A 24,753-nucleotide genomic window follows, 5' to 3' on the forward strand; every position below is an offset into this window, starting at 1 on the left:
TTCTATTGAAAAAAAAGTAAATGATATTATATTATTGTAAATAGTATATATAATAAATATGGAAATATGGAATAAGAAAAGGTTCGCTGTTATTTTTGATAGAAAGGTTTATTATGAAAAAAAATTATTGTTATAATTTTAATAATGATAACTATTACTGGATGTAACAAAAAAAAGAATCATCTATAAATATAAATTTAGATTTAGATGATAAAATCTATATGATTTCTTATGAATATTACATAAATAATAAAGTATCAGGAGGTTCTTCTATAACAAAGTCTAATTTTAAGCAATTAGGAAGTAGTGTAAATTTTAAAATAAAAAGCAGAAGTCCTTATAAGAACAGTAATAGCTCAGATAAGAATGTAATATAAAAAGCAAAAAAGTATGCAAAATTGCGTACTTTTTCTTAATGTAATTAACAAAATGAGATACTAAGCCATAGCTTTTAAAACCTAGCCTAGCACCATATTTTTATGTTTAAATAAAAAAGTCAGGCAGTATTAAATGTCAATATTTTTTTGTAAATAGTTTTAAATTAATTTTCTAAAAGAATAAAATATTATCTTTTTTGACCAACAAAATACTTTAGAAATAAAATAAATTTGAAATACACTTAAATATTTACTATTAAAGTCTCAGCATTATTAATTTTATAATTTATACACTCCTGTTCTGAAAGATTTAATAATATCTTCAGAAAAACTCTGATCGTATATAAATGTGCAACAATAACGATTTTATTGTAATTCTTATCTTTAATTTCTTCCCAAAATAATCTAACTCTATTTTCAACATCAGCATAGTTTTCACCACCAGGTGCTTTGACTACAAAACTATGACCAAAATGCTTTAATTCTTCATCATAAAAATATTTTGAATATTCGGTATCCTCTTTTAATTTTTTAACTAATTGACCTTCAAAAATTCCTAAAGATCTTTCTCTAAGCCTTTTATCCACCACAATGCTTTCTGACGATGTGATAGCTAAAGCTGTATCATAAGCTCGAATTAAATCTGATGAATATAGTTTATCAAATCCCTCAAAAATTTCATTATCTTTCAATTTTGAAACCTGCTTAATACCTAACTCACTAAGTGGTGTATCAAATTGTCCTGTACATATGGTATATTCATTTTTATTTAATTTATTTGCTTCACTTTCGCCATGTCTAACAAAAATTATTTGCATTAATCCTCCAAAAAATTATTTAATTTCTTTTATAAAATACAATGCTAATTCATCATTATTTATACATTTTTCATTTACTGGTAAAACTTTACCTTCATAATAAATTCCAGTTCCATTTGGAATAAATCCATTTTTTACATATAATCTTTGAGCCTTACCATAATTTGAATTTAATCCTACACCAATACCTACCTTATCACTAAATTCTTTAGCTTTATCTATAACTGCAGTTAAAAGTTTTTGACCTATTCCATTTTTTTGATATTTTTCAAAAACATTAAAGTCAACAATTTCTGGGATATTTGTATCTTTAAATGGTCCAGAATTTTGATTAATAACTAATGTAATATATCCTGTACAGTCATCATCAATTTCATCCACAATAACTATTCTTTCATTATTTTGTTGCTCAATTAAATATTTTTCTAAAGTAACTTTTCTTGATCCCCAATTTTGCTCAATAAAATTATTATCAATTTTATCTATGTGTTTTTTATTTAGTTTAACTATCATTTTATTTATCTCCTATTCTTTTTATATTTTTTGATATCAAAATTGTATCCATCAATTTTTTCCTTTTTAATAATATCAAAATCATCTTCATTAAAATCTTTTTTAATTGTGATAGTATTTAAACAATCATATCCTAATTTATTGTATAATCTCATTGCACTTAAATTTCTTGCTGCAACCTCTATGATATTTCTATTAATTTTTCGTTTGCTTCAATTAATTCTATGTTCATTTTAATTATTTCCTTTTATACTTAAAATAATTTTGACAATTTTTCAAATTAATTTATTTAATTCAAATAGTAACTTTTGTTTCATTTTATCTAGTTCCATATCTGTTGGTCGATTTGAATCATCATACATTTTTTCCATCGGAATCCACCATACTGGACCTTTTCCATTGTGTCCGTATTCTCCTAAATCACCATTATTTCTTGGAAAAAGGTGCCAATGTAAATGAGAATCACCATTTCCAAGCAATTCATAATTCATTTTTTCACATTTAAAAGCATTAGAAACAGCTTCTGCAACTATAGACATTTCCTCTAAATACTTGATTTTATAATCCCTATCTAATTCAAAAATTTCATTTTTATGATATTTACAAATAAAAATCGTATACCCCTTAAAATATTGATGATCACCTAAAACTACATATCCAGTATTCAACTCTTTAACAAAATATGGATTTGTACCATCTTCAATCATTTTTATTCTTTCACAAATAAGACACATAAATTCATCCTTTTAAAATTATTTTTTCTAAATTTCTATCCCTTTTTCAAATAAGTTTTCAATACACTCTTTCAAATATTCATCATCATGTTCAGGATATACGGGTTTCGTTAATTCAATTTCTTCAACACTATAATATGGAGCACATGTTTTTCCTCTATAATTTGAATTTCTCCAAATATTATCAGGCTTATAACCTCTTTTTTCCATTTCATTCATTATCAAAATGTGATATTGATATAATTTGTAAGGATTATAGTTAAACACATAATTTACAGTTGAATGTGGTTTACCCCAGCCATTACCTCTAAGTGCACAGCATTCTCTATGTTGTCCTAATAGTTGTTGTCTAGGTAGTTTATTAATAATTTCTTCATGCCATAGTCTCATAAAATATTATTCCTTTTTTATTTTATTGTATTTATTAGTTATTTTTAATTTATCCTGGCTTATTTCAATTTTGTTGATTTTACCTTGATATTGATGTGAATTTTTTTAATCTTGCTTACAAATTTGTATTCTTTTTTCATATAACACAGTAGTTATTTTTCTTAAATTTAATTATTGAAAGTAAAACTAGGATAATAATTCCGATAATTCCTAACGGGATAATGTATGTTCGATAAATCATATATACCAAAAGCAAGACTTGTAAATTTATATTTTATTTCTTTTTTATCATTATATAATTTTTTATTAATTAAAATAAGATTTACGAGCATTAAAAATATAAATATTGTAGATAGTCCTATTTTTCATACAAAAAACTAATATTCCATAAAATATTAAATAAGCAATTAAATAGAAATATCGGTGTTAAAATATTTATTAAACTCTTAACTCTTGTCTCTTTATTATTTAATAACATATAAACTAACGAAATTCCAATTAATAAATAAATTAGCCCCCAAATAGAGAATGCAAATCCAGCAGGTGTAATTAGTGTATTATATTTATTTGAAACAACTTTTTGACTCATACCATTAATAAATCCAGATGCGGTTAAATAATTTATTATTAGTGTTATAGCAAAAACTATTAAATTAATCCATGATTTAACTTTTGTACTTATACTTTTCATAATAAATCCTCCTATATATTATATTTAATTAATGTATTAATACCCTATTTTCCTTTTAACAAAGAAGATTCTTGTAAATAATTATTTGGATATTTTTTTAGTAAAACATTATTTATATAATCAATAACAGATTTTTGATCAATCTCACCCAAATTATATTGGTCTAGTTTAATAAATAGGTTTTTCTTTTCAATTTCATTAGCACTATTTTTGAAATATCCCCATATATGCAAAATAGAATTATTAAAATCTTTTTTACTTTCTTTCATACTTTTTGTATCTTCAACTTTTTGTTGCAAAAATTCAAAATCTATTTCTTCATTTTTTAAATACTCTCTAATTTCTAAATATGATTTATGAGACTTACTAAGTACATAATATTTATTTACAGCCCAAAGTTTTTCACATTTCTTTCTTATCTTATTATATTTCATATAATAACTCCTTAAGAATTGATTTTTACTTTATTCTTCGCTCTAAAATTAACTTTTCCAGAACAAAAGATTTTCTTTCAAACATTATTATTACAACTATCACTAATTTCCTCTTCGTTAAATGCTAAAATATTGTCAACGGAATCTATACTACTAATTTTATCATATACCTTTTCATTCCATTTTATTAATTCTTCTCCTTTATATTCAATATAAATAACTCTATTTTTTATTGATTTAGGAATTATTAAGTCAAATTCTGACTTTAAGCTTTGTGGAATAACACACAAATATAAAAGTTCTTCTAAATTAAAACCATCTTTAATTTTTGCAGGATGATAGCCATCAAAAATATATCGATTATATTTAATAACATCATCATATCTAAAATGAAAACTAATACCCGGGATAAATTTTTCATTTAATTCTTCTTCACTCGGTCTTCTATCAAAATACCTTTCCATTACTAATCTATATACTGAATTAACATTTGACCAAGCAAATATAACATAATCAAAATAATCTGATGGATCTCCTGCAGCATTTCTATTACTTTTTACTAAATCATCAGCTGGTAAAGAAAAAGCCTTAACCGCTGAAACTATTTTACCATTATTTATTATTTTTTCGCTGTTTTAACAGTTGTTGTATGACTTAAAAAATCAGATACTATAAAGTGTCCATCTTCGTTAAAAATACATCCCTCCATCTTATTTCGAGCGTAAAAAGGATAATTTTGCTTGTTTTCTATAATATATTTTTTTACAGTATTTAATAATTCTATATCTAATAACTATAATTTCAGATGTCGATAAAATATCTATAACTGCATTAATAAGTTAAATAATATAATTTTTCAGACAAAAAAAACAAGATGAATTCGAATCAATCCGAAGGGCTTAGCCCGAGGACGTTAAAAATCATCTTGTCTTTTTTATTTTAATACAATTTCGCTCCTGCTGGAATGTTACTATCTAACATCAACAAGTTCAAACCTTCTTTTTCTTCATATTCATATACAGCAGATATCAACATACCTTGTGATGGGATTCCCATCATCTTTCTTTCTGGTAAGTTTGTTATTGCAACTAATGTCCTACCAATCAATTCATCTGCTGAATAGTATTCTTTAATACCTGATAAAATTGTTCTTTCAACTCCAGAACCATCATTTAATGTAAATTTCAACAACTTCTTGGATTTTGGAACTTCTTCACAGTTTAATACCTTAACTACTCTAAAATCTGACTTTTGGAATGTTTCAAAGTCTACAAATTCTTCAAATAAAGGTTCTATCTTAACTTTTGATAAATCTAATTTTGGAGCAGATGTTTCTTGATTACTTTCTGCCTTAGAAATTTTTTCTCCGCCCATTGGCTTCATCGTTGGGAATAACAATACATCACGAATAGTTGTTTGGTTTGTCAAGAACATTACAAGTCTATCAACACCAATTCCCAAACCACCTGTTGGAGGCATACCAACTTCGATAGCGTTTAAGAAATCTTCATCTAATAAGTTTGCTTCATCATCTCCAGCTTCTCTTAATCTTAATTGATCTTCAAATCTTCCTCTTTGATCTTCAGCATCATTTAACTCACTATATGCATTTGCAATTTCCTTACCGTAGATAAATGCTTCAAATCTTTGAGTCATGTCTGGATTTTCAGGATTTCTCTTTGTCAATGGTGAAACTTCAACTGGATATTGTGTGATGAATGTTGGTTGAATTAATTTTGATTCAACATATTCTTCAAAGAATGCAACAATAATATTGCCTAATCTATCGCTTGGTTTAACTTCAATTTTATGTTCATCAGCTAATTTTTTAGCTGTTTCAAAATCTTTAATTTCATTAAAGTCAATTCCTGTCTCTTCTTTAATAGAATCAACCATTGTAATTCTTCTCCAAGGAGTTGTGAAATCAATTGTTGTTCCTTGATAATCTACTGTCTTTCCGCCATTTACTTTTTCATTTACAGAACAAACCATATTCTCTAAGATTTCCATCATATCATTATAATCAGCATATGCTTCATACAACTCGATTGCAGTATATTCTGGGTTGTGTGTTGCATCCATACCTTCATTTCTGAACATTCTACCCATTTCATATACTTTATCAAAACCACCAACAATTAAACGTTTTAGGTATAATTCATTTGAAATTCTCAAATACATATCAATGTCTAAAGTATTGTGGTGTGTTATAAATGGTCTAGCATTTGCCCCACCAGCAATTGTATTTAAAATCGGAGTTTCAACTTCTAAATAATCTCTATTATCTAAAAACTCTCTTATGCCTGAAAGAATTTTTGTTCTCTTTCTAAATACATCTTTAACTTCTGGATTTACGATTAAGTCTAAATATCTTTGTCTATATCTTAAATCCATATCTTTTAATCCATGAAATTTTTCTGGTAAAATTTGTAATGATTTAGTTAATAATTGTAATTCTCGTGTTAATACAGATACTTCACCTGTTTGAGTTTTAATCACTTCACCTTTAAATAAAGCAATATCCCCCATATCTAACTCTTTTGTTTCATTATATAAATCATCCCCTAAAATGTTGTGTCTGTTAAAAATTTGAATTCTACCACTATCGTCTTGTAAAACGAAGAAGTTAATTTTACCAAATGTTCTTTTTGCTAAAATTCTTCCTGCAACTGTAACAATTTTTCCTTCATATTTTTCAAATTCATCAACAATATTTTTAGCTTTAGCATTAATATTAGCTTTTTCAATTATATGAGGATTTTTACCGTTTTCCTTTAATTTTTTTAATTTTTCTCTTTTAATTAAAAGCATTTCATTGATATTTTGTTCCGCCATAATTACCTACCTAATAATTTTTTCAACTTTGTATTGTAATTTATTTACTTTAGTTTTAACTTCTACAGTTTCTCCTTCTTTAGAATTAATTAAAGCTTTTCCTAATGGAGATTCATTTGAGATTTTTCTTTCAGCCATGTTAGCTTCAATAGTACCTACAATCATTAATTCCATTTCTTTTTTATTATTCAAATCAATAACTTTAACGGTGTCCCCTATGGAAACTGTTTTATTATTTTTTTTAGTACTTTCATCAATGATTTCAACATTTTTTAATTGTAATTCTATTTCAACAATTCTTGCTTCTACTTTTGCTTGTTCATCTTTAGCTTCATCATATTCAGCGTTTTCAGATAAATCTCCAAAACCCCTTGCAATTCTTATTTTATCAGAACATTCAGCTCTCTTTACAGTTACTAAATATTCTAATTCCTCATTTAATTTATCATAACCTTCTTGAGTTAATAATACTTTTTCACTACTTGTCATATATTCTCCCTAATTTGTAATTTTTACTGGCTTAAAATCAATTAAATCTCCTGATACACAAAAATATTCTACACCATCAATTATTCCATGCGGCATTTTTTTCGCCAGATTTCCATGTATATGTCCGTATATTACTTTTTTTATATTATATTTTTTAAATATTTCACTAAATTCATTTGGTTCTAATTTTTTATCAAAAGGAGGATAATGTAACATTGCAATAATTTCATCATATTTTTCAAATCTATTTAGAGCATCATTAATTGATAACTCTAATCTTGCAAGTTCTCTAGAAAATACTTTTTCATCATTTTCATCAAATGATGCAGAATCTCTACTTTCCCAACCTCTTGTCCCTACAATAATTTTTTCGTTAAAAATAAATGAGTTATTTTGTAAAAAACTCATTGATTTAAAATTTAGACTATTAATTTTTTTTAGTGAATTCCACCAATAATCATGATTACCCTTCATCAATATTTTATTACCATTAAGTTTATCAATTCTATCTAAATCCTTTTTTGCATCTTCCAACTTCATGGCCCAAGAAATATCTCCAGGTATCAAAACAAGATCTTCATTAGTTATTATGTCATTCCATTGGTTAAAAATTTTTTCTTCATAACCATCCCAATTACCGCCGAAAACTGACATATCTTTTTCCTTAGTTACATCTAAATGTAAATCAGCTATAGCATAAATCATAACAACCTCTGATATTTTATTTATAAATAAAGACCTAATCTTAGGTCTATTATATATTTTACTTAAACTCGTCTTCTAAAATTTCTTTTAAAACTTTTGCTTCTTCTTCCGTAAATGTTATACCTTTTGTCATTCTAGTATGATCTTCGTTCCAATCACGTAAATCATATTTAGGTTCTCTTTCATTCCAAGAAACAAGATTTAATTCTTTCCTCCATCCCTTTGCATTAGTAGATAATACGCCAAGATTTTCAACTATTTCAAATTTTATTTCTGCCATAAGTCCCCCTATACTTGCAATAGGATAACATTTTTATCAAAAAAAGTCAAGTATTTATCAAGTTCTAAACGTAAAATAAAATTATATAATTTTATTTTGACTTTTTATTTTATAAAATATATTCTTAATATTAAGAGGTGCTTATGTTAATTAAAAATATTAATTTTAATAATAAAAAAAATCTGTTTAATGTTAATTTAGACAATGAAACTAAATTTAACATTTCATATGAATTATATGAAAAATTAAATTTAACAGTTAATCAGGAAATAGATACCAAAATTTATAATATACTTGAAGATGAAGATATATATCAAAATTGCAAAAGTATAGCTGAAAATTACATCAATTACAAAATGAGAACAGTATTAGAAGTTTATAAAAAAATAAAACAGCATACCAAAAAAGATTCAGCGATTGAAAAAGTAATTAATTATTATAAAAAATTAGATTTACTAAATGATGAACGATATGCTGAAGAATATGTTAAACAAAATATTACTTACAGAAATTTAAGTAAAAAAATGATTGAATTTAAACTAAAAGAAAAAGGTATAGATGATAAAGTTTCTAAAAAATATTTAGAAGAATATGATGAAGAAATAGAATATGAAAATGCAATGATTATATTTAAGAAGAAATATAAAAATGAAGATCTAAGCGATTATAAAATTAAACAAAAATATTTTAGATTTCTTTCTTCAAAAGGATTTGGTTTTAGCATTATTAATAGGGTATTAAAAAATGAGTAACTATGTATATATTTTAGAGTGTTCTGATAAATCATATTATACAGGATATACTAACAATCTTGAAAAAAGAATTAATAATCATAATAATAAAAAGGCTTCAAAATATACGAGAAGTAGAGTGCCTGTAAAATATGTGTTTATACACAAATGCGTTAATAAAATTGAAGCTACAAGATTTGAATACAAAATTAAACAACTATCTAGAAATAAAAAAGAAAAGTTAATCAAAGGATTATTTGTCCTTGAAGAACTTTTCAATATTTAATCTTTACTTAATATTACAAAGATATTTCCACTTAAAATTTCAATATTTGCATCATTTACAAATTCATTTGAAATTGTCAAAGAGCTTCCAAATTTTAAGTGATGATTTGTCAATTCCCATTTTGTACCATATAAACTAAATACACACTTTTCATTAGTAGGAAGAATAGAAATGTTTCTATCTACTTTTTTTATAATAGTAGATTTATTTATATAAAAAATATAATTTTTTTCATCAATTATTGATATTTTCAAACCTTTTTCATAATATGTTTTTAATAAATTAATATTTGAAATACTATGATCATATCTTGTCCCCGTAGCACCAAATAAATAAACTTCATTAACATCATTTTCAATACAAAAATTTAGAGCTAATTCCATATCTGTCATATCTTTATCTTTATTGAAGACTAAAGTTTCAATATTATGTTTTCTTAAAAAAACAATAGATTCTTTACTTGTAGAATCAAAATCCCCAATGGCGATATCAATTTTAATTTTATTTTCTATAGCAAAGTCTACACCTCTATCAACACATATAGAGTAAAGTTCATTAATATTTACATCATTTATCAAATTTATATTATTTAATCCAGAAATAGTCCCACCAGCAAAAATAATTGCTTTATTTTTCATTTCCTAAAACCTTGTAAAATTCATTTACGTTATTTTCAATACCATTTTGATTAAAAATTGCTGAACCTGCAACTAATAAGTCACATCCTGCATCTAAAATTTCTTTTGCATTTTCTAATTTTACACCACCGTCTACTTCTAAAATAATATCTCTTCCAGATTCATCAATCATTTTACGAACACGTTTAATCTTTTCTAAAATTTGTGGAATAAACTTTTGCCCACCAAATCCGGGAACTACAGACATTATTAGAATTAAATCAATATCCTGAATTAAATATTTTAATATATTTTCATCAGTATGCGTATTTAAAACAATACCAGCTTTAACACCTTTAGATTTAATTTGAGAAACAACTCTATTTGGATGTATTGTGGTTTCTGGATGAAATGATATTATATCAGATCCCACCTCAACAAATTTATCAATATATTTTTCAGGATTTTGTATCATTAAATGTGTATCAAAAATTAGATTTGTATGTTTTCTTAAATTATTGATTACATCTGGTCCAAATGATATATTCGGTACATAGCTTCCATCCATTACATCTAAATGTAAATATTTTACATCCGTTTTATTCAACTCTTCAATCTGAGACCTTAAATCATAAAAGTCTGCAGCTAACAGTGATGGTGATAATTCCTTCATTAATATTTCCTTCCATTCTTTATCTCATTGTAAATATATAGATAGCTTTCATATCTATTTTTACTTAAATTATTTTTTTCTAATTCATATTTTACAGCGCATTTCGGCTCATTTATATGATCACAATCATTAAATTTACATTTATTTTTTAAAATTTCAAACTCTGGATAATATTTTTTTATGTCTCTATAATTTTTTATAAAATTTAAATCTAAAGAGCTGAATCCAGGTGTATCAAAAATAAAAGTATTTTCATCAATTTCAAATAATTCTGTATGCCTTGTTGTATGTTTGCCTCTTGAAGTTTTATTACTAATATTTCCAGTTTTAACATCAAAATCTTCGTGTAATAAATTTAATATAGTTGATTTCCCTACTCCAGACGGCCCTGCAAATGATGATATTTTATCTTTCATTAATTCATGTAATTTTCTAATACCTTTTTTTTCATAAGCACTTGTAAAAATATATTCATAGTTAGTTTTACTATATATTTTTTCAAATTTTTTGATATCTTCTTCTGTTGCTAAATCCGCTTTATTTATAACTATTTTTACAGGAATATCATAATGTTCCAACATAACTAAATATTTATCAAAAGTAACATAATTTATTTCAGGATCAACTAAACTATGAACTAAAAGTATTTGATCGATATTTGCTATAGGTGGCCTTATTAATGAATTTTTTCTATCATAAACTTTTTCAATATATCCTGTATTTTCATCTAATATCTGTATATCAACCTTATCTCCAACTAACGGTTTTAAATTTCTTTCTCTAAATACTCCCCTAGCTTTACACATATAAAGTTGATTTTTATATTTAACATAATATAACTCTTTTTGAGATTTAATTATAATACCTTTAGTTTCCATAATTTACGTCTGCTTTTTCTCCATCAAAGTACACATCAAATTTTGCATTTTCGATAGCATTAAATTTAACCTGGATTTTACCATCTTTAGCATTATCTTTATTCAATGTATTATTAAACACGACTTCACCAGTTGTACTATTTATAATAGTCAAATTAAAAGTCTTTTTAGGTGTATTTGGAACATTAACATTAAATACATATTCTTGTAACTTTGGATTATTTTCCGGATTAGTTTGCGGACCAGTACTTATTACTATAGTAACAATTGAACCTGATTCTACTTGTGTAGAAGGCTCAGGCTTTTGTTTTATTACAAGATTTCTTACAACATTACTTGCTTCACTTTCAATTTTAACGTCCAAATTTGATTTTTTTAGTAAACTTATTGCTTCTTCTTGCTCATAATTCAAAACACTTGGGACGATAATTTTACTGTCTTTCTTATCTTTTTTAGTGCCGTTGCTTAAAATTATATTAATTTCAGATCCACTTTCAATTTTCTCCCCTTCTTTAGGAAATTGTTTTACTATCTGACCTTTAGGAGCATCAGAATCTTCATTGCTAGTTGTACCAATATTAAATCCGTTCTTTTTAATAATATCTTTAACATCTTCAACATTAAATCCTACAATATTGGGAACTCTAACCAATTCTCTTCCCTTACTTATAGTTAATTCAATTACATCTCCTTTTTTTATCTTAGTTTGAGGCTTTATAGACTGTAAAATTACATTGCCCTTAATAATTGATTTATCAAATATTCTTTCTTTAATTGAAACTTCAATTCCAGTTTCTTTTAATAAATTTATAGCATCTTTTTCACTTACATCTATAACACTTGGAACAGTAACAAATAAACTATCTTCATTCTTGATTGATAAATTATTTGCTATTGCATATATTGTTCCAAAAATCGCAAGAACTAATATTCCGATAATAATAATTAACTTCCAATTTGGTTTATTCTTTTCACCAATAATACTTTCTGAATCATCAGATTTTGCTACTTTCGCCTTATATACTGCAGATTCACGTAAAACATCCTCTTTTCTAGCAATTTTAACAGTATTATCTCTATCTTTCTCTCTTCCTTTTATATCGATATCTCTTCCAGATTTTATCTTATTCAAATCTATTAAAACATTACTAGCAGTTTTATATCTATCTTCAGGATTTTTGTTTAACAATTTTAAAATTACTTTTTCTAAATTTTTATCAAAATTAGGATTGATCTCAGAAATAGGTTGTGGGTCTTCTTGTATATGCTTAACTGCTATTCCTACTGGGCTTTCTCCATCAAAAGGAACTTTACCTGTAGCCATTTCATACATTAAAACTCCCAATGAATATAAATCAGATCTTGAATCAATAGGTTGACCTTTAGCTTGTTCTGGAGATATATAATGTACAGTTCCCAAAATTGATGATGTATATGTAATAGTAACATCAGAAGCAACTCTAGCTATGCCAAAATCAGTAACTTTAATTTTATTATTTCCATTTACTAAAATATTAGCCGGTTTTATATCTCTATGAACAAGTCCATGAATATGAGCTGATTGTAATGCTTTAGCAATTTGCATAGAATAATTCAAAAGCATTTCATTATTTAAAGGAGATTTTTCATGTATAATTTCCTTTAAAGTTGTCCCCTTAATTTTTTCCATAACAATATAATCAACACTTTTGTCATTTATTATCGTTGTAGAAATATCATAAATTGAAACAATATTATCATCTGAAATAGATGCAGAAGCAGAAGCTTCTTCTTTTAATCTATTAAAAAATTCTTCATTTTCTACAAGATTATCTTTAAGAATTTTTATGGCAACTTCTCTATTTAGGACAGTATCATACCCATCATAAACTATGGCCATACCTCCCATTCCAATAATATCTCTAATCTCGTATCTGTTATTTAAAACTTTACCTTTCATTTTATCCTCCAAGGAATATTTGAAATATTAATACTTTATTATTGTAATTGTAATATTATCATAACCACCCGTCGAATTAGCCATATATTGCAAAATTTCACATGATTCTTTAACTTCATACTCATTTTGTAACACATCCTCTATATCAACATCGTCAATTAAATCTGTAAGTCCATCTGTACATAATAAAATATACTCATCTTTTTTTAATGGAATTTTATCTATATTTATCTTATATCTATCTTCTGTGCCAACTGCACTTGTAACCAAATTTTTAGGATAAAATTTAGCATCTTCTTCTGTAATTGCACCTAAATCTAATAACTCTTGAACATATGAATGATCTTTACTTATTTGATTTAATTTATTTTCAAAATATGTATAAATTCTACTATCACCAACATTTGAATAATAAAGTAAATCATCAACAATCAACGCTATAACAATTGTCGTCCCCATTCCTCTACATTCTTCTTTTTTATATGATTCTTTTAAAATATAATCATTAGCTTTTTTTACAGCTTCTGCAATTACATCAAAAATATTTTCTTTATCAAAATTTGAAATGATGTAGTCCTTAATAATGTTAACAGCCAGATTAGATGCTATTTCACCAGCAGAATAACCCCCCATTCCATCAGCAACAATGAATAAATTGAATTCTTCACTATTATAATTAGAATAACAATCTTCATTATTTTTTCTTTTTTTGCCTACATCAGTTGTAGAATAAAATTCCATAATAACCTACTTAATATAAATAATATATCTTATTATAACACAAAGCCTAATTTTTAACCATTTTACAAATAAAAAAGCCATCATTATCAGTATCAGGTAAAAGTTGTATATAATCTTTATCATTAATTTTAACAATTTTCATATCATTATTTTCATTTAAGAATTTATCAATAATATCTACATTTTCGACATTCCCTATAGTACATGTACTATATACAATAATTCCACCTTTTTTAAGATATTTATATGCATTACTTAAAATATTTCTCTGTATTTTTGATAATGCGTTTATTTCATCCAAGGATTTTTTTAATTTTATTTCAGGCTTTCGTTTTATAACACCAATTCCAGAACATGGGGCATCAACTAGTATATAATCAAATTTCCCTTCAAAATCTTCTATATATTCTGTAGCATCAAAATTTATTATTTTATAGTTTTTTAATTTTAACCTTTCAAAATTTTCTTTAATTTTATTTAGTTTATTTTTAGAAATATCATTTGAATAAATCATACCAGTGTCATTCATTATTTGAAGTAAATGTGTTGATTTAGATCCTGGTGCAGCACATAAATCTAATACTTTAGAATTTTCTGAAGGATTTAAAACTTCAGATACTAAGATGCTAGCTTGATCTTGAATGGTAAAAAGTCCATTTTTGAATTCATCCAATTCAGTCATATTAAATGCATTTTCAACAATTAATGAATCTTTAGATATTTTTGATTCTCTTATTGTAAAACCTAGTAATTCTAATTTTCTTCTTAAATCCATTTTACTAATTAACATGGTATTAACTCTAATAGAAAAACTTGGTACATTATTAAAACTTTCAATTATCTCTAAATAATTTGGATAATATTTTTTTATGTATTTTATAATTTCAATATTAACAGAATATTGTATAGAATATCTTTCATCAACATTTTCAATATTTACCTTGCTAAGTTGTTCGACATCTCTGTCAAAATTTCTGAGTATAGCATTTACAAAATTTTTAGATTTAAAATTGAATTTTTTAGCTAATTTAACTGCTTCATTTATTGAAGCATAATTTTCATTATTTAAAAATTTCAATTCATATATGCCTATTCTTAAAATATTTATAATATTTTTATCTATTTTCTTTAGTTTAATACTTGATAATTTTTCTATGATATGATCTAAATAATATAAATTTTCAAGTACACCATAAACTAATTGTCTGTAAAAATTATGATCAATTTTGTCTATTCTTTTTATATTTAATGCAATAACTTCATTTGAAAAAGAATCGTTGTATATTACTTCTTTTAATGTAGTTACCGCTAATTCTCTAGCTTTAATAATATTTCTCCTATCTAACATAAAAAGGCAAACTATATATAAATACATAATTTGCCATATAATTAATCTTTTCTCATCGAAATAAATCTTAATAATTGTAAAATTGATACAAGCATTGAAGCAACATAGGTCATAGCAGCAGCCCCTAAAACTTTTTTAGAGCTACTTTTTTCATCTGCAGTTATTATACCATTGTATGTTAAATTATCTAATGCTCTTTTACTTGCATTTAATTCTACAGGTAATGTTACAATATGAAATAATACTGATAATGAATATAGTAAAATTCCTAAATTAATCAAATTAGTAAATTCTAATAAAAATCCCATAAAAATTAATACAAAAACAAATCTTGAAGTAAATCCTACAACAGGAGCCAACAAAGATCTAAAATTCAACATTAAATAACCTTCTTTATCTTGAATAGCATGTCCAACTTCATGAGCTGCAACTGAAATCGCAGATATTGAAGTACTATCATAAACGGATTCTGAAAGTCTTATAACCTTACCTCTTGGATCATAATGATCTGTCAAAGATCCTGAAATTTGATGAATATCAACATCAGATAATCCGTTTCTATTTAAAATCATCCTTGCAACTTCACGACCTGTCATTCCTGATTCTGATTCAATTTTTGAAAATTTTTCAAAATTAGAATTAACTTTATATGAAGCCCAAATTGAAATACCAATCATTATAAATAATAAAATAGTTATAATCGGGCTAATTCCTGATGCACTACCATAACCATAATACCCATATCCTATTAAAAGCATTATTCCTCCCTAATTAAAGCTTTCACCTATTTCAATAGAGTTTCCTAAAAGAAAAGATTTTAAATCCATTCTTTTTTTACCTGGGAATTGTATTTCATCAATTACTATGCATTTATCTTTACAATTTACAAATATACCAGATTCAGAAACTTCAAATATTTTTCCTTCTTCAGTATTAGTATATTTATCAATTATGTGTATTTTGTGTATTTTTACTTTTTCATCTTTATATATTACATACGTAGATGGCCAAACTGAAAATGCCATAATTTTAGCTTTAATATCGGAAGCATTTTCCATAAATGAGATATGTCCCATCTCCTTACTTATCTTTTGAGAATATGATGCTAAGTCATCATCTTGTTCTATTCTATTAACAAATTTGTCATCGTAATTTAATATTGTATTAACTATCAAACTTCCTGATCTTAATGATAATTCATCGTGTAAAGTTGAAATATCAGTATCTTCATCAATATTAACAGTATCACAATCCAAAACATCGCCTGTATCCATTGTTTTTTCAATTAACATTGAACATACTCCTGTTTTTTTATCTTTATTTAATATTGCCCATTGCATAGGAGCAGCCCCCCTATATTTAGGTAATAAAGAAGAATGAATGTTAATTATTCTATTTTTATATTTTTCAAGCAAGTGTTTTTTTATCAATTGACCATATGCAATAACTACAATAAAATCCGGATTAATTTCATCTATAATTGAAAGAGATTCTTCTGAGTTAACATTTAGTGGAGTATAAACCTTTAATCCTAATTCTAAGGCTTTTTTCTTAACTGGTGTTGATTCAAATTTATTTCTTGATCTTTTCTTGTCTTCACCAGTAATAACTAATTCTATATTAATTTCATCTGAATTATTTAATGAAATTAAAGGATTTACAGAAAATTCAGGCGTACCCATAAAAATTATTTTTTTCAATAGCTACTCCTTCTGTTATTTCTTATATCTTTGTGAATCAATCTTATCTCTAATTTCTTCAAAATTTTCATCTGTAACTTTATCAATAAAATGTTTACTGATTAAAATTCCGTCTAAATGATCTCTTTCATGTTGGAAGCATCTCGCCAATAATCCATCAGCTTCTATAATAACTTCTTCTCCTTTTTCATTTAAGTATTTAGCTTTAATTTTTTCAGGTCTTTCAATAGTTCCTCTAAAATTAGGAATTGATAAACATCCCTCAATATCTATTGCACTTCCTTCTGATTCTAATATTTCAGGGTTTATAACTTTATAAATATTACCATCTCCTAAATCCATAACAAAGCATCTTTTTAACATTCCTACTTGTGGAGCAGCTAATCCAATACCATCTTCTTGATGCATTGTTTCAACCATATCATCCAATAAACTAAGTAATTTATCATCTATCTCTTTAATTTCTCTTGCTTTTTTTTCTAAAATTGGATCATCTACAACTCTGACTGTTCTAATTCCCATTATTCCTCCTCTAAATTATAATTTAGGTAAATTTTACTATCTGCTTTTTGAGATCTAATCATCTTTGCAATATCTAATAAATCATCTCTATTTGACGATTTTAATATAATATCAAATCTATATCTGTTATTAATTCTTTCTACAATTGCAGGCGTTGGACCTGTCATTTCTATTAAATTTATATTATTTTCACGAATAAATCTATTTATTTTAAGCATTGTATTTTGTCCAAATCTTATTGCATAACTTCTATCTTTGCAAGAAAAACCAATCCTTAAAATATTAATAATAGGTGGATAGTTAAACTTTTCCCTTTCATTTATTTCATTTTCATAAAATGTATCATAATCATTATTAGATGCACTATTAATAGCATAATTATCAGGATTGTATGTTTGAATTATAACTTTTCCAGCAACATTACCTCTTCCAGCTCTTCCAGCTACTTGAGTAATTAGATTAAAAGTTTTTTCTCCTGATCTAAAATCCGGTACATTTAAACTTATATCCGCAGAAACAATACCAACAACTGATACATTAGGAAAATCTAATCCTTTTGCTAGCATTTGTGTCCCAATAAGTATATCTATTTCCTTTTTTTTCATCATATTATATACCTTTTGGTAGTCATCTTTTGTGCTTGTAGTGTCCGCGTCCATCCTATATACTTTAGCAGTTGGAAACATTTGTATTGTTTGTTCTTCCAACATTTCAGTTCCTGCACCATATTCTTTTATCCATTTGCTTCCACAATTTTTACATATCTTATCTTTTTTTGCAGTTCTACCACAGTAGTGACAAATTAATCTATCTTTACTTTTATGATATGTCATAGCAACATCACACGCTTCACATTTATATACATATCCACAACTTCTGCAAAATACAAATGAAGTATGTCCTCTTTTATTTAAAAATAAAATAATCTGCTCTTTATTTTGAAGAGCTTTTTTTATATTTTCTTGTAATAAATATGAAAACATTGTAAAATTATTCGATTTCAATTCTTCTCTCATATCGACAACTTTTATATCCGGCATATTTCCGCCAGTTGCTCGATTTTTTAAATTTAAGATTTCAATTTCATCTTTTTTCACATCATACATAGTTTTAACTGATGGTGTAGCAGTACCTAAAATTAATTTCGCATTATTCAATTTTGCTCTAAGTTTTGCTATTTCAATTGCAGAATATTTTGGATTTTTTTCTGATTTATATGAGGACTCATGTTCTTCATCAATTATTATGATACCCAAGTTTTCAAATGGAGCAAAAATAGCAGATCTTGCTCCCACTACAATTTTAACTTTTTTATTTTTAATTAGTCTCCATTGATCTGCTCTTTCACTTATATTAAGTTTAGAATGTAAAACTGCAATATTTTCACCAAATCTACCTTGAAACCTATCAATAGTTTGTGGTGTAAGTGAAATCTCTGGCACTAAAATTATAGCTTCCTTACCTTCATTAATATATTTTTCAACCAACTGTAAATATACTTCTGTTTTGCCAGATCCTGTAACTCCATTTAATAAAAAATGATTTGATTTACTTGTAATAATAGTATTGTATACTTCTTTTTGTTCAACATTTAAATCATGCTTTTTATATTTATCAACATTATCTAAAACTTTTCTATATATTCTATTTTTTTTGATAGTAATTATATTTTTTGATAAGAGTGTTTTAAGTGATGATAGTGTAGCATTTGTTTCATCTAGTAATTTTTTCTTTTCTGTTTTTCCATTTTTTAATAGATATTCAAAAATCTCTAATTGTTTTTTACCTTTTAAGTTAATTTCAATATTTTCTGATAAACTAACTATTTCTTCATACTTTACACTTGCTTTACTTTTTAAATCAAAAAATGAATATAATTCTTTTTTTAATACCAGTTCATTCAAGTATGTTTTAGAATATTTACCATTAAATTTTTCAGCAATTTCTTTAAAAGTCTTTTCATTTTCAAGAAAAATAGATAATTCGTCATTACCATTTTCATTGTTAATATAAAATTCTTCAACTTTGTCTATACTTCCTGGAGGCAATATAGCATTAATAGCAGATGAATAATCTGAAATATTATTTCTAACCATATAAAACACTATATTTATTAACTCTTGGCTAACAATCGGCATATTATCTAATATTTCAATAATTTCTTTTGCTTCAAAACTTAAATTTTCATCAAATTTTTTTTCAATTACAATACCTATTGTTTTAGTATCACCTTTACCAAAAGGTACTATTACTCTTGTTCCTGGAAGAATTTCTTCATTTGAATAATAAGTAAACATCCTATCTAAAAATGATGTCTTAGATTTTAATATTAAATTATATAACATTATTTCACCAACAAATCTAAAATTATATTTGCAACTTCATTTTTAGACAATATTGGATATTCTTTCTGTTTGTTTTTTCCAATAACTGTAATAATATTTGTATCTACATTAAACCCTGCATTTTTTTTAGATACATCATTTGCAATAATATAATCTGCATTTTTCTTTACTAATTTCTTATTTGCATTTTCTAAAACATTTTCTGTTTCAGCTGCAAAACCAATTATTTTTTGATTTACTTTTTTATTTCCAAAATATTGTAAAATATCCATCGATTTTTTTAATGTATAATTAACAGTATCTGTTGATTTTTTAATCTTTTGATCGCTTGTTGTTTCAAATTCATAATCAACAGGTGCTGCCGCCATTATCAAAGCATTTGAATTATAAAACTCATGTTCTATAGCGTCTTTTAAATCAACATTTGTCTCGACTTTTATATTTTTAACTAAATCTAACTTTGGTGTGCTTACTCTTCCAGTAATATACACAACTTCTGCACCTCTATTTCTAGCATTTTTAGCTAATTGATATCCGGTTTTACCACTAGAATAGTTTGTAATAAATCTTACAGGATCCATTTTTGAAATAGTTGGACCTGATGCAATAATGACTTTTTGTCCTGATAAATCTTTTTTAGTTAATTTATATTCTATAAATTCTAAGATTTCTTCTGGTTCCGCCATTCTTCCCTTACCAACAGTGTTACATGCCAATTGCCCCTCATTTGAATCGATAAAATCATAACCTAAATCCATTAGTCCATTTATATTTCTTTGAGTTATTGGATTCAATAACATATTCGTATTTGTGCTAACTGCAAATGCAACAGGTGCTTTTGATGCTAAAATTGCAGTAGTTAATAAATTATCTGCTATTCCTGCATATACCTTTGCTATTGTATTTGCTGTAGCAGGTGCAATTAAAAATAAATCTACATCATTTGTTATATCAACATGTAAAACTTTATCAGGATGAATAAACATATCTGTATAAACTTTATTATTTGATATAGTTTCAAATGTAATTGGATTTATAAACCTTGTTGCAGACTCAGTCATTATAACTTCAACTTCTGCACCTTTTTTTCTTAATGAGCTGATTAAATTTAATACTTTATAAATGGCAATCCCGCTACTTACACCTATAAGAATTTTCTTGCCTTTAAGCATAATTAATCCTCGCTTTCGATTTTACCTTCCATTATTTCTGTTAATGCAACTGTAACTGGTTTTGCAGCTTTAGTTTTAACTTTAGGTTTATCTCCTGCTATTAATTCTTTTGCTCTTTTTGCTGTCATCATAGCGATGTCATATCTTGATTTACTTACTTGTTCTAATTCTCTAAATGATGGATTTACCATATTATTGTCTCCTTTTTGCTTTTTCTTCGTTCATAATATCACTTAATCTTTTTGTTGCTACATCAATGTAATCATTTACTAAGTAATAATCATATAATTTTAGTTGTTCTAATTCTTTTTCTGCAGTTTCTAATCTTGTTTTAATTTTTTCTTCAGATTCTGTGCCTCTATGTCTTAATCTATCTTCGATATCTTTTTTTCTTGGAGGAAGAACAAATACATAAACTGCATTATCAAAATTATTCATAACTTGTATAGCTCCTTGAAAATCAATTTCAAGTATAACTATTTTTCCTTCTTTTATTTTTTCTTCAACAAAATGCTTTGGTGTACCATATTTGTTACCATGTACAACTGCATGTTCCAATAAAGCATTATTATCTACTAATTCATTAAACTCGTCAACAGTTTTAAAAAAATACTCTCTTCCTTCTTCTTCTGTTTCACGTTTATATCTTGTAGTTACTGAAATACTTGTTACAATATCATCTCTTTGTTTCATGATTTCTTTAACTATCGTACCCTTTCCCACACCAGATGGTCCAGATAACACAAGTAAAAAACCGTCCATAATTCCCCCTTAACTATTCAATATTTTGTACTTGTTCTTTAATTTTTTCAATAATAGTTTTCATTTCTATTACTAAATTTATTATTTCAATCTTAGAAGATTTTGATGCAATAGTATTTGTTTCTCTAAGTAATTCTTGAGTAATAAAATCCAATTTTTTTCCGACAGTATCAGAAGATTCTAACATTTTCTTAAAGTGAGCTATATGTGAATGTAATCTTGTAATTTCTTCATTTATATCAACTTTATCAGCATAATATACAATTTCATTTGCAAGCCTATCTTCATCAATTATATTTTTTTCAAGTATTTCAGAAATATTTTTATAAATTTTTACTCTTAGTTCTTCTTTTATTCCTGAAATATTTCTATTTACTTCTTCAACATAAACATTTAACTTTTCAATATTAGAATTTAAATCTTTATATAGATTTTCTCCCTCAAATGTTCTCATTCTTAAAACATCAGATAATGCAATTTCAATTGTATCCTTGACTATGTTTAATAGGTATTCTTCATCTAAATCTTGAGATTCATAAGTAAGAATATCTTCATTTTTAAGAATTTCTGACAAATTAGGTTCTGATTTTTCATTAGATAATGATAGATAATCCGAAATTAATCTTAAACTATCATACATTTTTTTCGCACTATCCAAATCAACTACAATATTGCTCTTTCCAATATTTCTAGAATCAGACTTTATAAAAACATCAACTCTGCCTCTATTTACATAGCTTTTTATAATAGTTTTAATTTTATCTTCAAGAAAATTTAACTGATTTGGCATTTTTATATTTATATCTAAATAACGACTATTAACAGTTTTTATTTCAATATTAAAATTAAGATTTTCATCTTGAAAATGACTTTTTCCAAAACCAGTCATAGATTTAATCATATTACACCTTCCTTCCCATAATATTAATGATATTCTTATTTATTTTAAATGTCAAAGCAATGTTAAATTTTTTTAACATTTATGATATAATTTTTTTAAGGAGTAACTATGGCAACAGATGGAATTACAATTAAAGCATTAACAAAAGAATTTAATGAAAAATTAATAGGTGGAAGAGTACAAAAAATATACCAAATAAATGATTATCTAATAATAATTAATATATATAACAATAAAGAAAATTATAAACTTTTAATATCTTCAAATCCACAAAATGCAAGGATACATTTAACAAACCAAGAATATAAAAATCCAACGAAAGCACCTCAATTTAGCATGATACTTAGAAAGCATTTACAAAGTTCTATAATTGAGGAAATTAATCAAATCGGCCTGGATAGAAGTATCGAATTTTCTTTTATAAGTAAGGATGAATTAGGATTTAATGCAAACAAAAAATTATTAGTGGATATAATGGGAAAATATTCCAACATAGTTTTAACTAATGATGAGTATAAAGTAATTGAATCAATTAAAAGAATTTCTCACGAAATGAGTAGTGTTAGAGCTGTATATCCTGGCACTAAATTTATAAGACTGAAAGATAATAAAATTGATATCACAAATAATATAAAAAATTTAATCAATCTGAATATACCTGAAAAATATTCTATCAAAAAAATGTTCTATACAACTTTTACAGGATTTGGTCCACAGATAGCTGAAGAGATTTCATATAAATCAAATATTGAGTCAAATAGAGCTTTTAGTTCACTAAGTGATGAAGAGAAAGAAAAATTAAATAATGAGTTTATTAAAATAAAAACTGATATTTTAGAAAATAATTTTAAACCATTCATCTTCTATGATAAAGAAAAAATAGACGATTTTTATTGCATGAATTTAACTCATAAAGGCGATAATTCTAAGTCTTTCGATAATATCAGTGAAGCTTTAGATTTATATTATAAAGAAAATGTAAATGACAACTCATTAAATCAAGCAAAAAGTAACTTATCCAAAATAGTTGAACATATTCTTACTAAATCAGAAAATAAGCTTACTAATTTAAGATCTGATTATGAAAAATCAAAAGAGTATGAAAGATACAGAATTGAAGGTGACTTATTATCTAGTGCAGCATATAATATCAAAAAAGGACAAACTTCTATTTTAGTAGATAATTTCTATGATAATACAAAACTAAGTATAGATTTAAATCCAACAAAAACTGCGTGGGAAAATATAGAATTAAAATATAAAATTTCAAAGAAACTTCATAAAAGTTTCAATTTATTAAACGAATCTATACCAAAATTAAAACAAGATATACAATATTTAATAAATCTAAATAATCAATTAAAGAATGCTGAAACAATTGAAGAAATCATTGAAATTAGAGAAGAAATGTATCAAGAAGGCTATATTAAAAAACAAAAATCCAAACACAAAGAAAAATTACAAAAAGCATCTGAACCTCATAAATTTATCACTAAAAATAACAATATAATTTATGTTGGGAAAAATAATAAACAAAATGAGTATTTAACTTTAAGGGTAGCCAATCCTGACGATTATTTCTTCCACATAAAAGATTTACCAGGTTCTCATGTAATACTAAAAAATAATCAAAAAATTACTGAAGATGAAATCATTCAAGCTGCATTTTTAGCAGCAAAATATTCTAAAAATGGTAATGATAGATACATTGATGTAGATTATACATTTAAAAAAAATGTAAATAAGGCAAAAGGTTCAAAACCTGGAATGGTATATTATACTGATTTTAAGACAATTAGAATTGACTTAGAAGATGATGTGGAATTTTAATAAAAAGTAAGGATGAAGCATATAAAATTTTATGATATGCAT

The 24,753-nt window shown here is 25.4% G+C and carries 29 protein-coding genes and 1 pseudogene; 4 read left to right on the forward strand and 26 right to left on the reverse strand.

Annotated elements, in window-relative coordinates; all coding sequences use genetic code 11:
* Positions 1 to 117 precede the first annotated feature (117 nt).
* A pseudogene (locus tag ABGF48_RS05630) lies at positions 118 to 189 on the forward strand (lipoprotein); the annotation flags it as partial.
* Positions 190 to 619: 430 nt separating this feature from the next.
* On the opposite strand, the gene ABGF48_RS05635 reads toward ABGF48_RS05630, so the two are convergent.
* The 12 genes from ABGF48_RS05635 to ABGF48_RS05690 all read right to left on the reverse strand — a co-directional run bounded on the left by ABGF48_RS05635 (position 620) and on the right by ABGF48_RS05690 (position 8,266).
* Positions 620 to 1,195 (reverse strand): histidine phosphatase family protein, encoded by a 576-nt coding sequence (locus ABGF48_RS05635; protein WP_408105362.1) that lies wholly within the window; start codon positions 1,193 to 1,195, stop codon positions 620 to 622.
* A gap of 15 nt (positions 1,196 to 1,210) precedes the next feature.
* Positions 1,211 to 1,708: a GNAT family N-acetyltransferase gene (locus ABGF48_RS05640; RefSeq protein WP_408105363.1), complete on the reverse strand. Its 498-nt coding sequence runs from the start codon at positions 1,706 to 1,708 to the stop codon at positions 1,211 to 1,213.
* A 5-nt stretch (positions 1,709 to 1,713) separates the two neighbouring features.
* Positions 1,714 to 1,863, reverse strand: coding sequence for a hypothetical protein (locus ABGF48_RS05645; protein ID WP_408105364.1), 150 nt, complete (start codon positions 1,861 to 1,863; stop codon positions 1,714 to 1,716).
* A 120-nt stretch (positions 1,864 to 1,983) separates the two neighbouring features.
* A complete protein-coding gene (locus tag ABGF48_RS05650; RefSeq protein ID WP_408105365.1) occupies positions 1,984 to 2,442 on the reverse strand; it encodes an HIT family protein in 459 nt (152 codons plus the stop codon).
* Between the two features lie 27 nt (positions 2,443 to 2,469).
* On the reverse strand, positions 2,470 to 2,832 hold the full coding sequence (locus ABGF48_RS05655; RefSeq protein WP_408105366.1) for a TIGR02328 family protein: 363 nt from the start codon (positions 2,830 to 2,832) through the stop codon (positions 2,470 to 2,472).
* Between the two features lie 358 nt (positions 2,833 to 3,190).
* Positions 3,191 to 3,523 carry a tryptophan-rich sensory protein gene (locus ABGF48_RS05660; protein ID WP_408105367.1) on the reverse strand — a complete coding sequence of 111 codons (333 nt, stop codon included), beginning with the start codon at positions 3,521 to 3,523 and terminating at the stop codon, positions 3,191 to 3,193.
* 44 nt (positions 3,524 to 3,567) lie between these two features.
* Positions 3,568 to 3,957 (reverse strand): DUF1722 domain-containing protein, encoded by a 390-nt coding sequence (locus ABGF48_RS05665; RefSeq protein WP_408105368.1) that lies wholly within the window; start codon positions 3,955 to 3,957, stop codon positions 3,568 to 3,570.
* 77 nt (positions 3,958 to 4,034) lie between these two features.
* Positions 4,035 to 4,421: a hypothetical protein gene (locus ABGF48_RS05670; RefSeq protein WP_408105369.1), complete on the reverse strand. Its 387-nt coding sequence runs from the start codon at positions 4,419 to 4,421 to the stop codon at positions 4,035 to 4,037.
* A 475-nt stretch (positions 4,422 to 4,896) separates the two neighbouring features.
* Positions 4,897 to 6,792, reverse strand: a complete 1,896-nt coding sequence (lysS, locus tag ABGF48_RS05675) for a lysine--tRNA ligase (protein ID WP_408105370.1) — start codon at positions 6,790 to 6,792, stop codon at positions 4,897 to 4,899.
* A 6-nt stretch (positions 6,793 to 6,798) separates the two neighbouring features.
* The gene (gene greA / locus ABGF48_RS05680; protein WP_408105371.1) at positions 6,799 to 7,281 is read right to left on the reverse strand and encodes a transcription elongation factor GreA; all 483 of its coding nucleotides are present in this window, start codon (positions 7,279 to 7,281) and stop codon (positions 6,799 to 6,801) included.
* Between the two features lie 9 nt (positions 7,282 to 7,290).
* Entirely contained in the window at positions 7,291 to 7,986 is a 696-nt protein-coding gene (locus tag ABGF48_RS05685; protein ID WP_408105372.1) for a metallophosphoesterase, read from the reverse strand.
* Positions 7,987 to 8,044: 58 nt separating this feature from the next.
* Positions 8,045 to 8,266, reverse strand: a complete 222-nt coding sequence (locus ABGF48_RS05690) for a YdbC family protein (RefSeq protein ID WP_408105373.1) — start codon at positions 8,264 to 8,266, stop codon at positions 8,045 to 8,047.
* A gap of 143 nt (positions 8,267 to 8,409) precedes the next feature.
* On the opposite strand from ABGF48_RS05690, the gene ABGF48_RS05695 reads away from it, so the two are divergent.
* Complete coding sequence (locus ABGF48_RS05695; RefSeq protein WP_408105374.1) at positions 8,410 to 9,018, forward strand: regulatory protein RecX; 609 nt, start codon at positions 8,410 to 8,412, stop codon at positions 9,016 to 9,018.
* The gene (locus tag ABGF48_RS05700; protein ID WP_408105375.1) at positions 9,011 to 9,283 is read left to right on the forward strand and encodes a GIY-YIG nuclease family protein; all 273 of its coding nucleotides are present in this window, start codon (positions 9,011 to 9,013) and stop codon (positions 9,281 to 9,283) included. Before ABGF48_RS05695 ends, ABGF48_RS05700 begins: the two co-directional genes overlap by 8 nt.
* On the opposite strand, the gene ABGF48_RS05705 is transcribed toward ABGF48_RS05700, so the two are convergent.
* Genes ABGF48_RS05705 through ABGF48_RS05770 form a run of 14 tightly spaced genes read right to left on the reverse strand, consistent with a single transcriptional unit; the run spans position 9,280 to position 22,881 of the window.
* The gene (locus ABGF48_RS05705) at positions 9,280 to 9,921 is read right to left on the reverse strand and encodes a thiamine diphosphokinase (protein WP_408105376.1); all 642 of its coding nucleotides are present in this window, start codon (positions 9,919 to 9,921) and stop codon (positions 9,280 to 9,282) included. The genes ABGF48_RS05700 and ABGF48_RS05705 overlap by 4 nt on opposite strands.
* Positions 9,911 to 10,573 (reverse strand): ribulose-phosphate 3-epimerase, encoded by a 663-nt coding sequence (gene rpe / locus ABGF48_RS05710; protein ID WP_408105377.1) that lies wholly within the window; start codon positions 10,571 to 10,573, stop codon positions 9,911 to 9,913. Before rpe ends, ABGF48_RS05705 begins: the two co-directional genes overlap by 11 nt.
* A complete protein-coding gene (gene rsgA / locus ABGF48_RS05715; protein ID WP_408105378.1) occupies positions 10,573 to 11,451 on the reverse strand; it encodes a ribosome small subunit-dependent GTPase A in 879 nt (292 codons plus the stop codon). Before rsgA ends, rpe begins: the two co-directional genes overlap by 1 nt.
* Positions 11,441 to 13,390 (reverse strand): Stk1 family PASTA domain-containing Ser/Thr kinase, encoded by a 1,950-nt coding sequence (gene pknB, locus ABGF48_RS05720; protein ID WP_408105379.1) that lies wholly within the window; start codon positions 13,388 to 13,390, stop codon positions 11,441 to 11,443. Before pknB ends, rsgA begins: the two co-directional genes overlap by 11 nt.
* 27 nt (positions 13,391 to 13,417) lie before the next feature.
* Positions 13,418 to 14,131, reverse strand: coding sequence for a Stp1/IreP family PP2C-type Ser/Thr phosphatase (locus tag ABGF48_RS05725; protein WP_408105380.1), 714 nt, complete (start codon positions 14,129 to 14,131; stop codon positions 13,418 to 13,420).
* A 46-nt stretch (positions 14,132 to 14,177) separates the two neighbouring features.
* Positions 14,178 to 15,479, reverse strand: coding sequence for a 16S rRNA (cytosine(967)-C(5))-methyltransferase RsmB (gene rsmB / locus ABGF48_RS05730; RefSeq protein WP_408105381.1), 1,302 nt, complete (start codon positions 15,477 to 15,479; stop codon positions 14,178 to 14,180).
* Between the two features lie 41 nt (positions 15,480 to 15,520).
* A complete protein-coding gene (locus ABGF48_RS05735; RefSeq protein WP_408105382.1) occupies positions 15,521 to 16,237 on the reverse strand; it encodes a zinc metallopeptidase in 717 nt (238 codons plus the stop codon).
* Positions 16,238 to 16,246: 9 nt separating this feature from the next.
* Positions 16,247 to 17,179, reverse strand: a complete 933-nt coding sequence (fmt, locus tag ABGF48_RS05740; RefSeq protein WP_408105383.1) for a methionyl-tRNA formyltransferase — start codon at positions 17,177 to 17,179, stop codon at positions 16,247 to 16,249.
* Positions 17,180 to 17,194: 15 nt separating this feature from the next.
* Positions 17,195 to 17,701: a peptide deformylase gene (def, locus tag ABGF48_RS05745; protein WP_408105384.1), complete on the reverse strand. Its 507-nt coding sequence runs from the start codon at positions 17,699 to 17,701 to the stop codon at positions 17,195 to 17,197.
* Positions 17,701 to 20,046: a primosomal protein N' gene (gene priA / locus ABGF48_RS05750; RefSeq protein ID WP_408105385.1), complete on the reverse strand. Its 2,346-nt coding sequence runs from the start codon at positions 20,044 to 20,046 to the stop codon at positions 17,701 to 17,703. Before priA ends, def begins: the two co-directional genes overlap by 1 nt.
* Entirely contained in the window at positions 20,046 to 21,218 is a 1,173-nt protein-coding gene (coaBC, locus tag ABGF48_RS05755) for a bifunctional phosphopantothenoylcysteine decarboxylase/phosphopantothenate--cysteine ligase CoaBC (protein WP_408105386.1), read from the reverse strand. Before coaBC ends, priA begins: the two co-directional genes overlap by 1 nt.
* 2 nt (positions 21,219 to 21,220) lie before the next feature.
* Entirely contained in the window at positions 21,221 to 21,409 is a 189-nt protein-coding gene (gene rpoZ / locus ABGF48_RS05760; RefSeq protein ID WP_408105387.1) for a DNA-directed RNA polymerase subunit omega, read from the reverse strand.
* A gap of 1 nt (position 21,410) precedes the next feature.
* Positions 21,411 to 21,980: a guanylate kinase gene (gene gmk, locus ABGF48_RS05765; RefSeq protein WP_408105388.1), complete on the reverse strand. Its 570-nt coding sequence runs from the start codon at positions 21,978 to 21,980 to the stop codon at positions 21,411 to 21,413.
* A 13-nt stretch (positions 21,981 to 21,993) separates the two neighbouring features.
* The gene (locus ABGF48_RS05770) at positions 21,994 to 22,881 is read right to left on the reverse strand and encodes a YicC/YloC family endoribonuclease (RefSeq protein ID WP_408105389.1); all 888 of its coding nucleotides are present in this window, start codon (positions 22,879 to 22,881) and stop codon (positions 21,994 to 21,996) included.
* A gap of 108 nt (positions 22,882 to 22,989) precedes the next feature.
* Between ABGF48_RS05770 and ABGF48_RS05775 the strand changes: the two genes are divergently transcribed.
* The gene (locus ABGF48_RS05775; RefSeq protein ID WP_408105390.1) at positions 22,990 to 24,711 is read left to right on the forward strand and encodes an Rqc2 family fibronectin-binding protein; all 1,722 of its coding nucleotides are present in this window, start codon (positions 22,990 to 22,992) and stop codon (positions 24,709 to 24,711) included.
* Positions 24,712 to 24,753 lie beyond the last annotated feature (42 nt).

Source organism: Helcococcus bovis, assembly GCF_046035835.1.
Taxonomy (GTDB): Bacteria; Bacillota; Clostridia; order Tissierellales; family Peptoniphilaceae; genus Helcococcus; species Helcococcus bovis.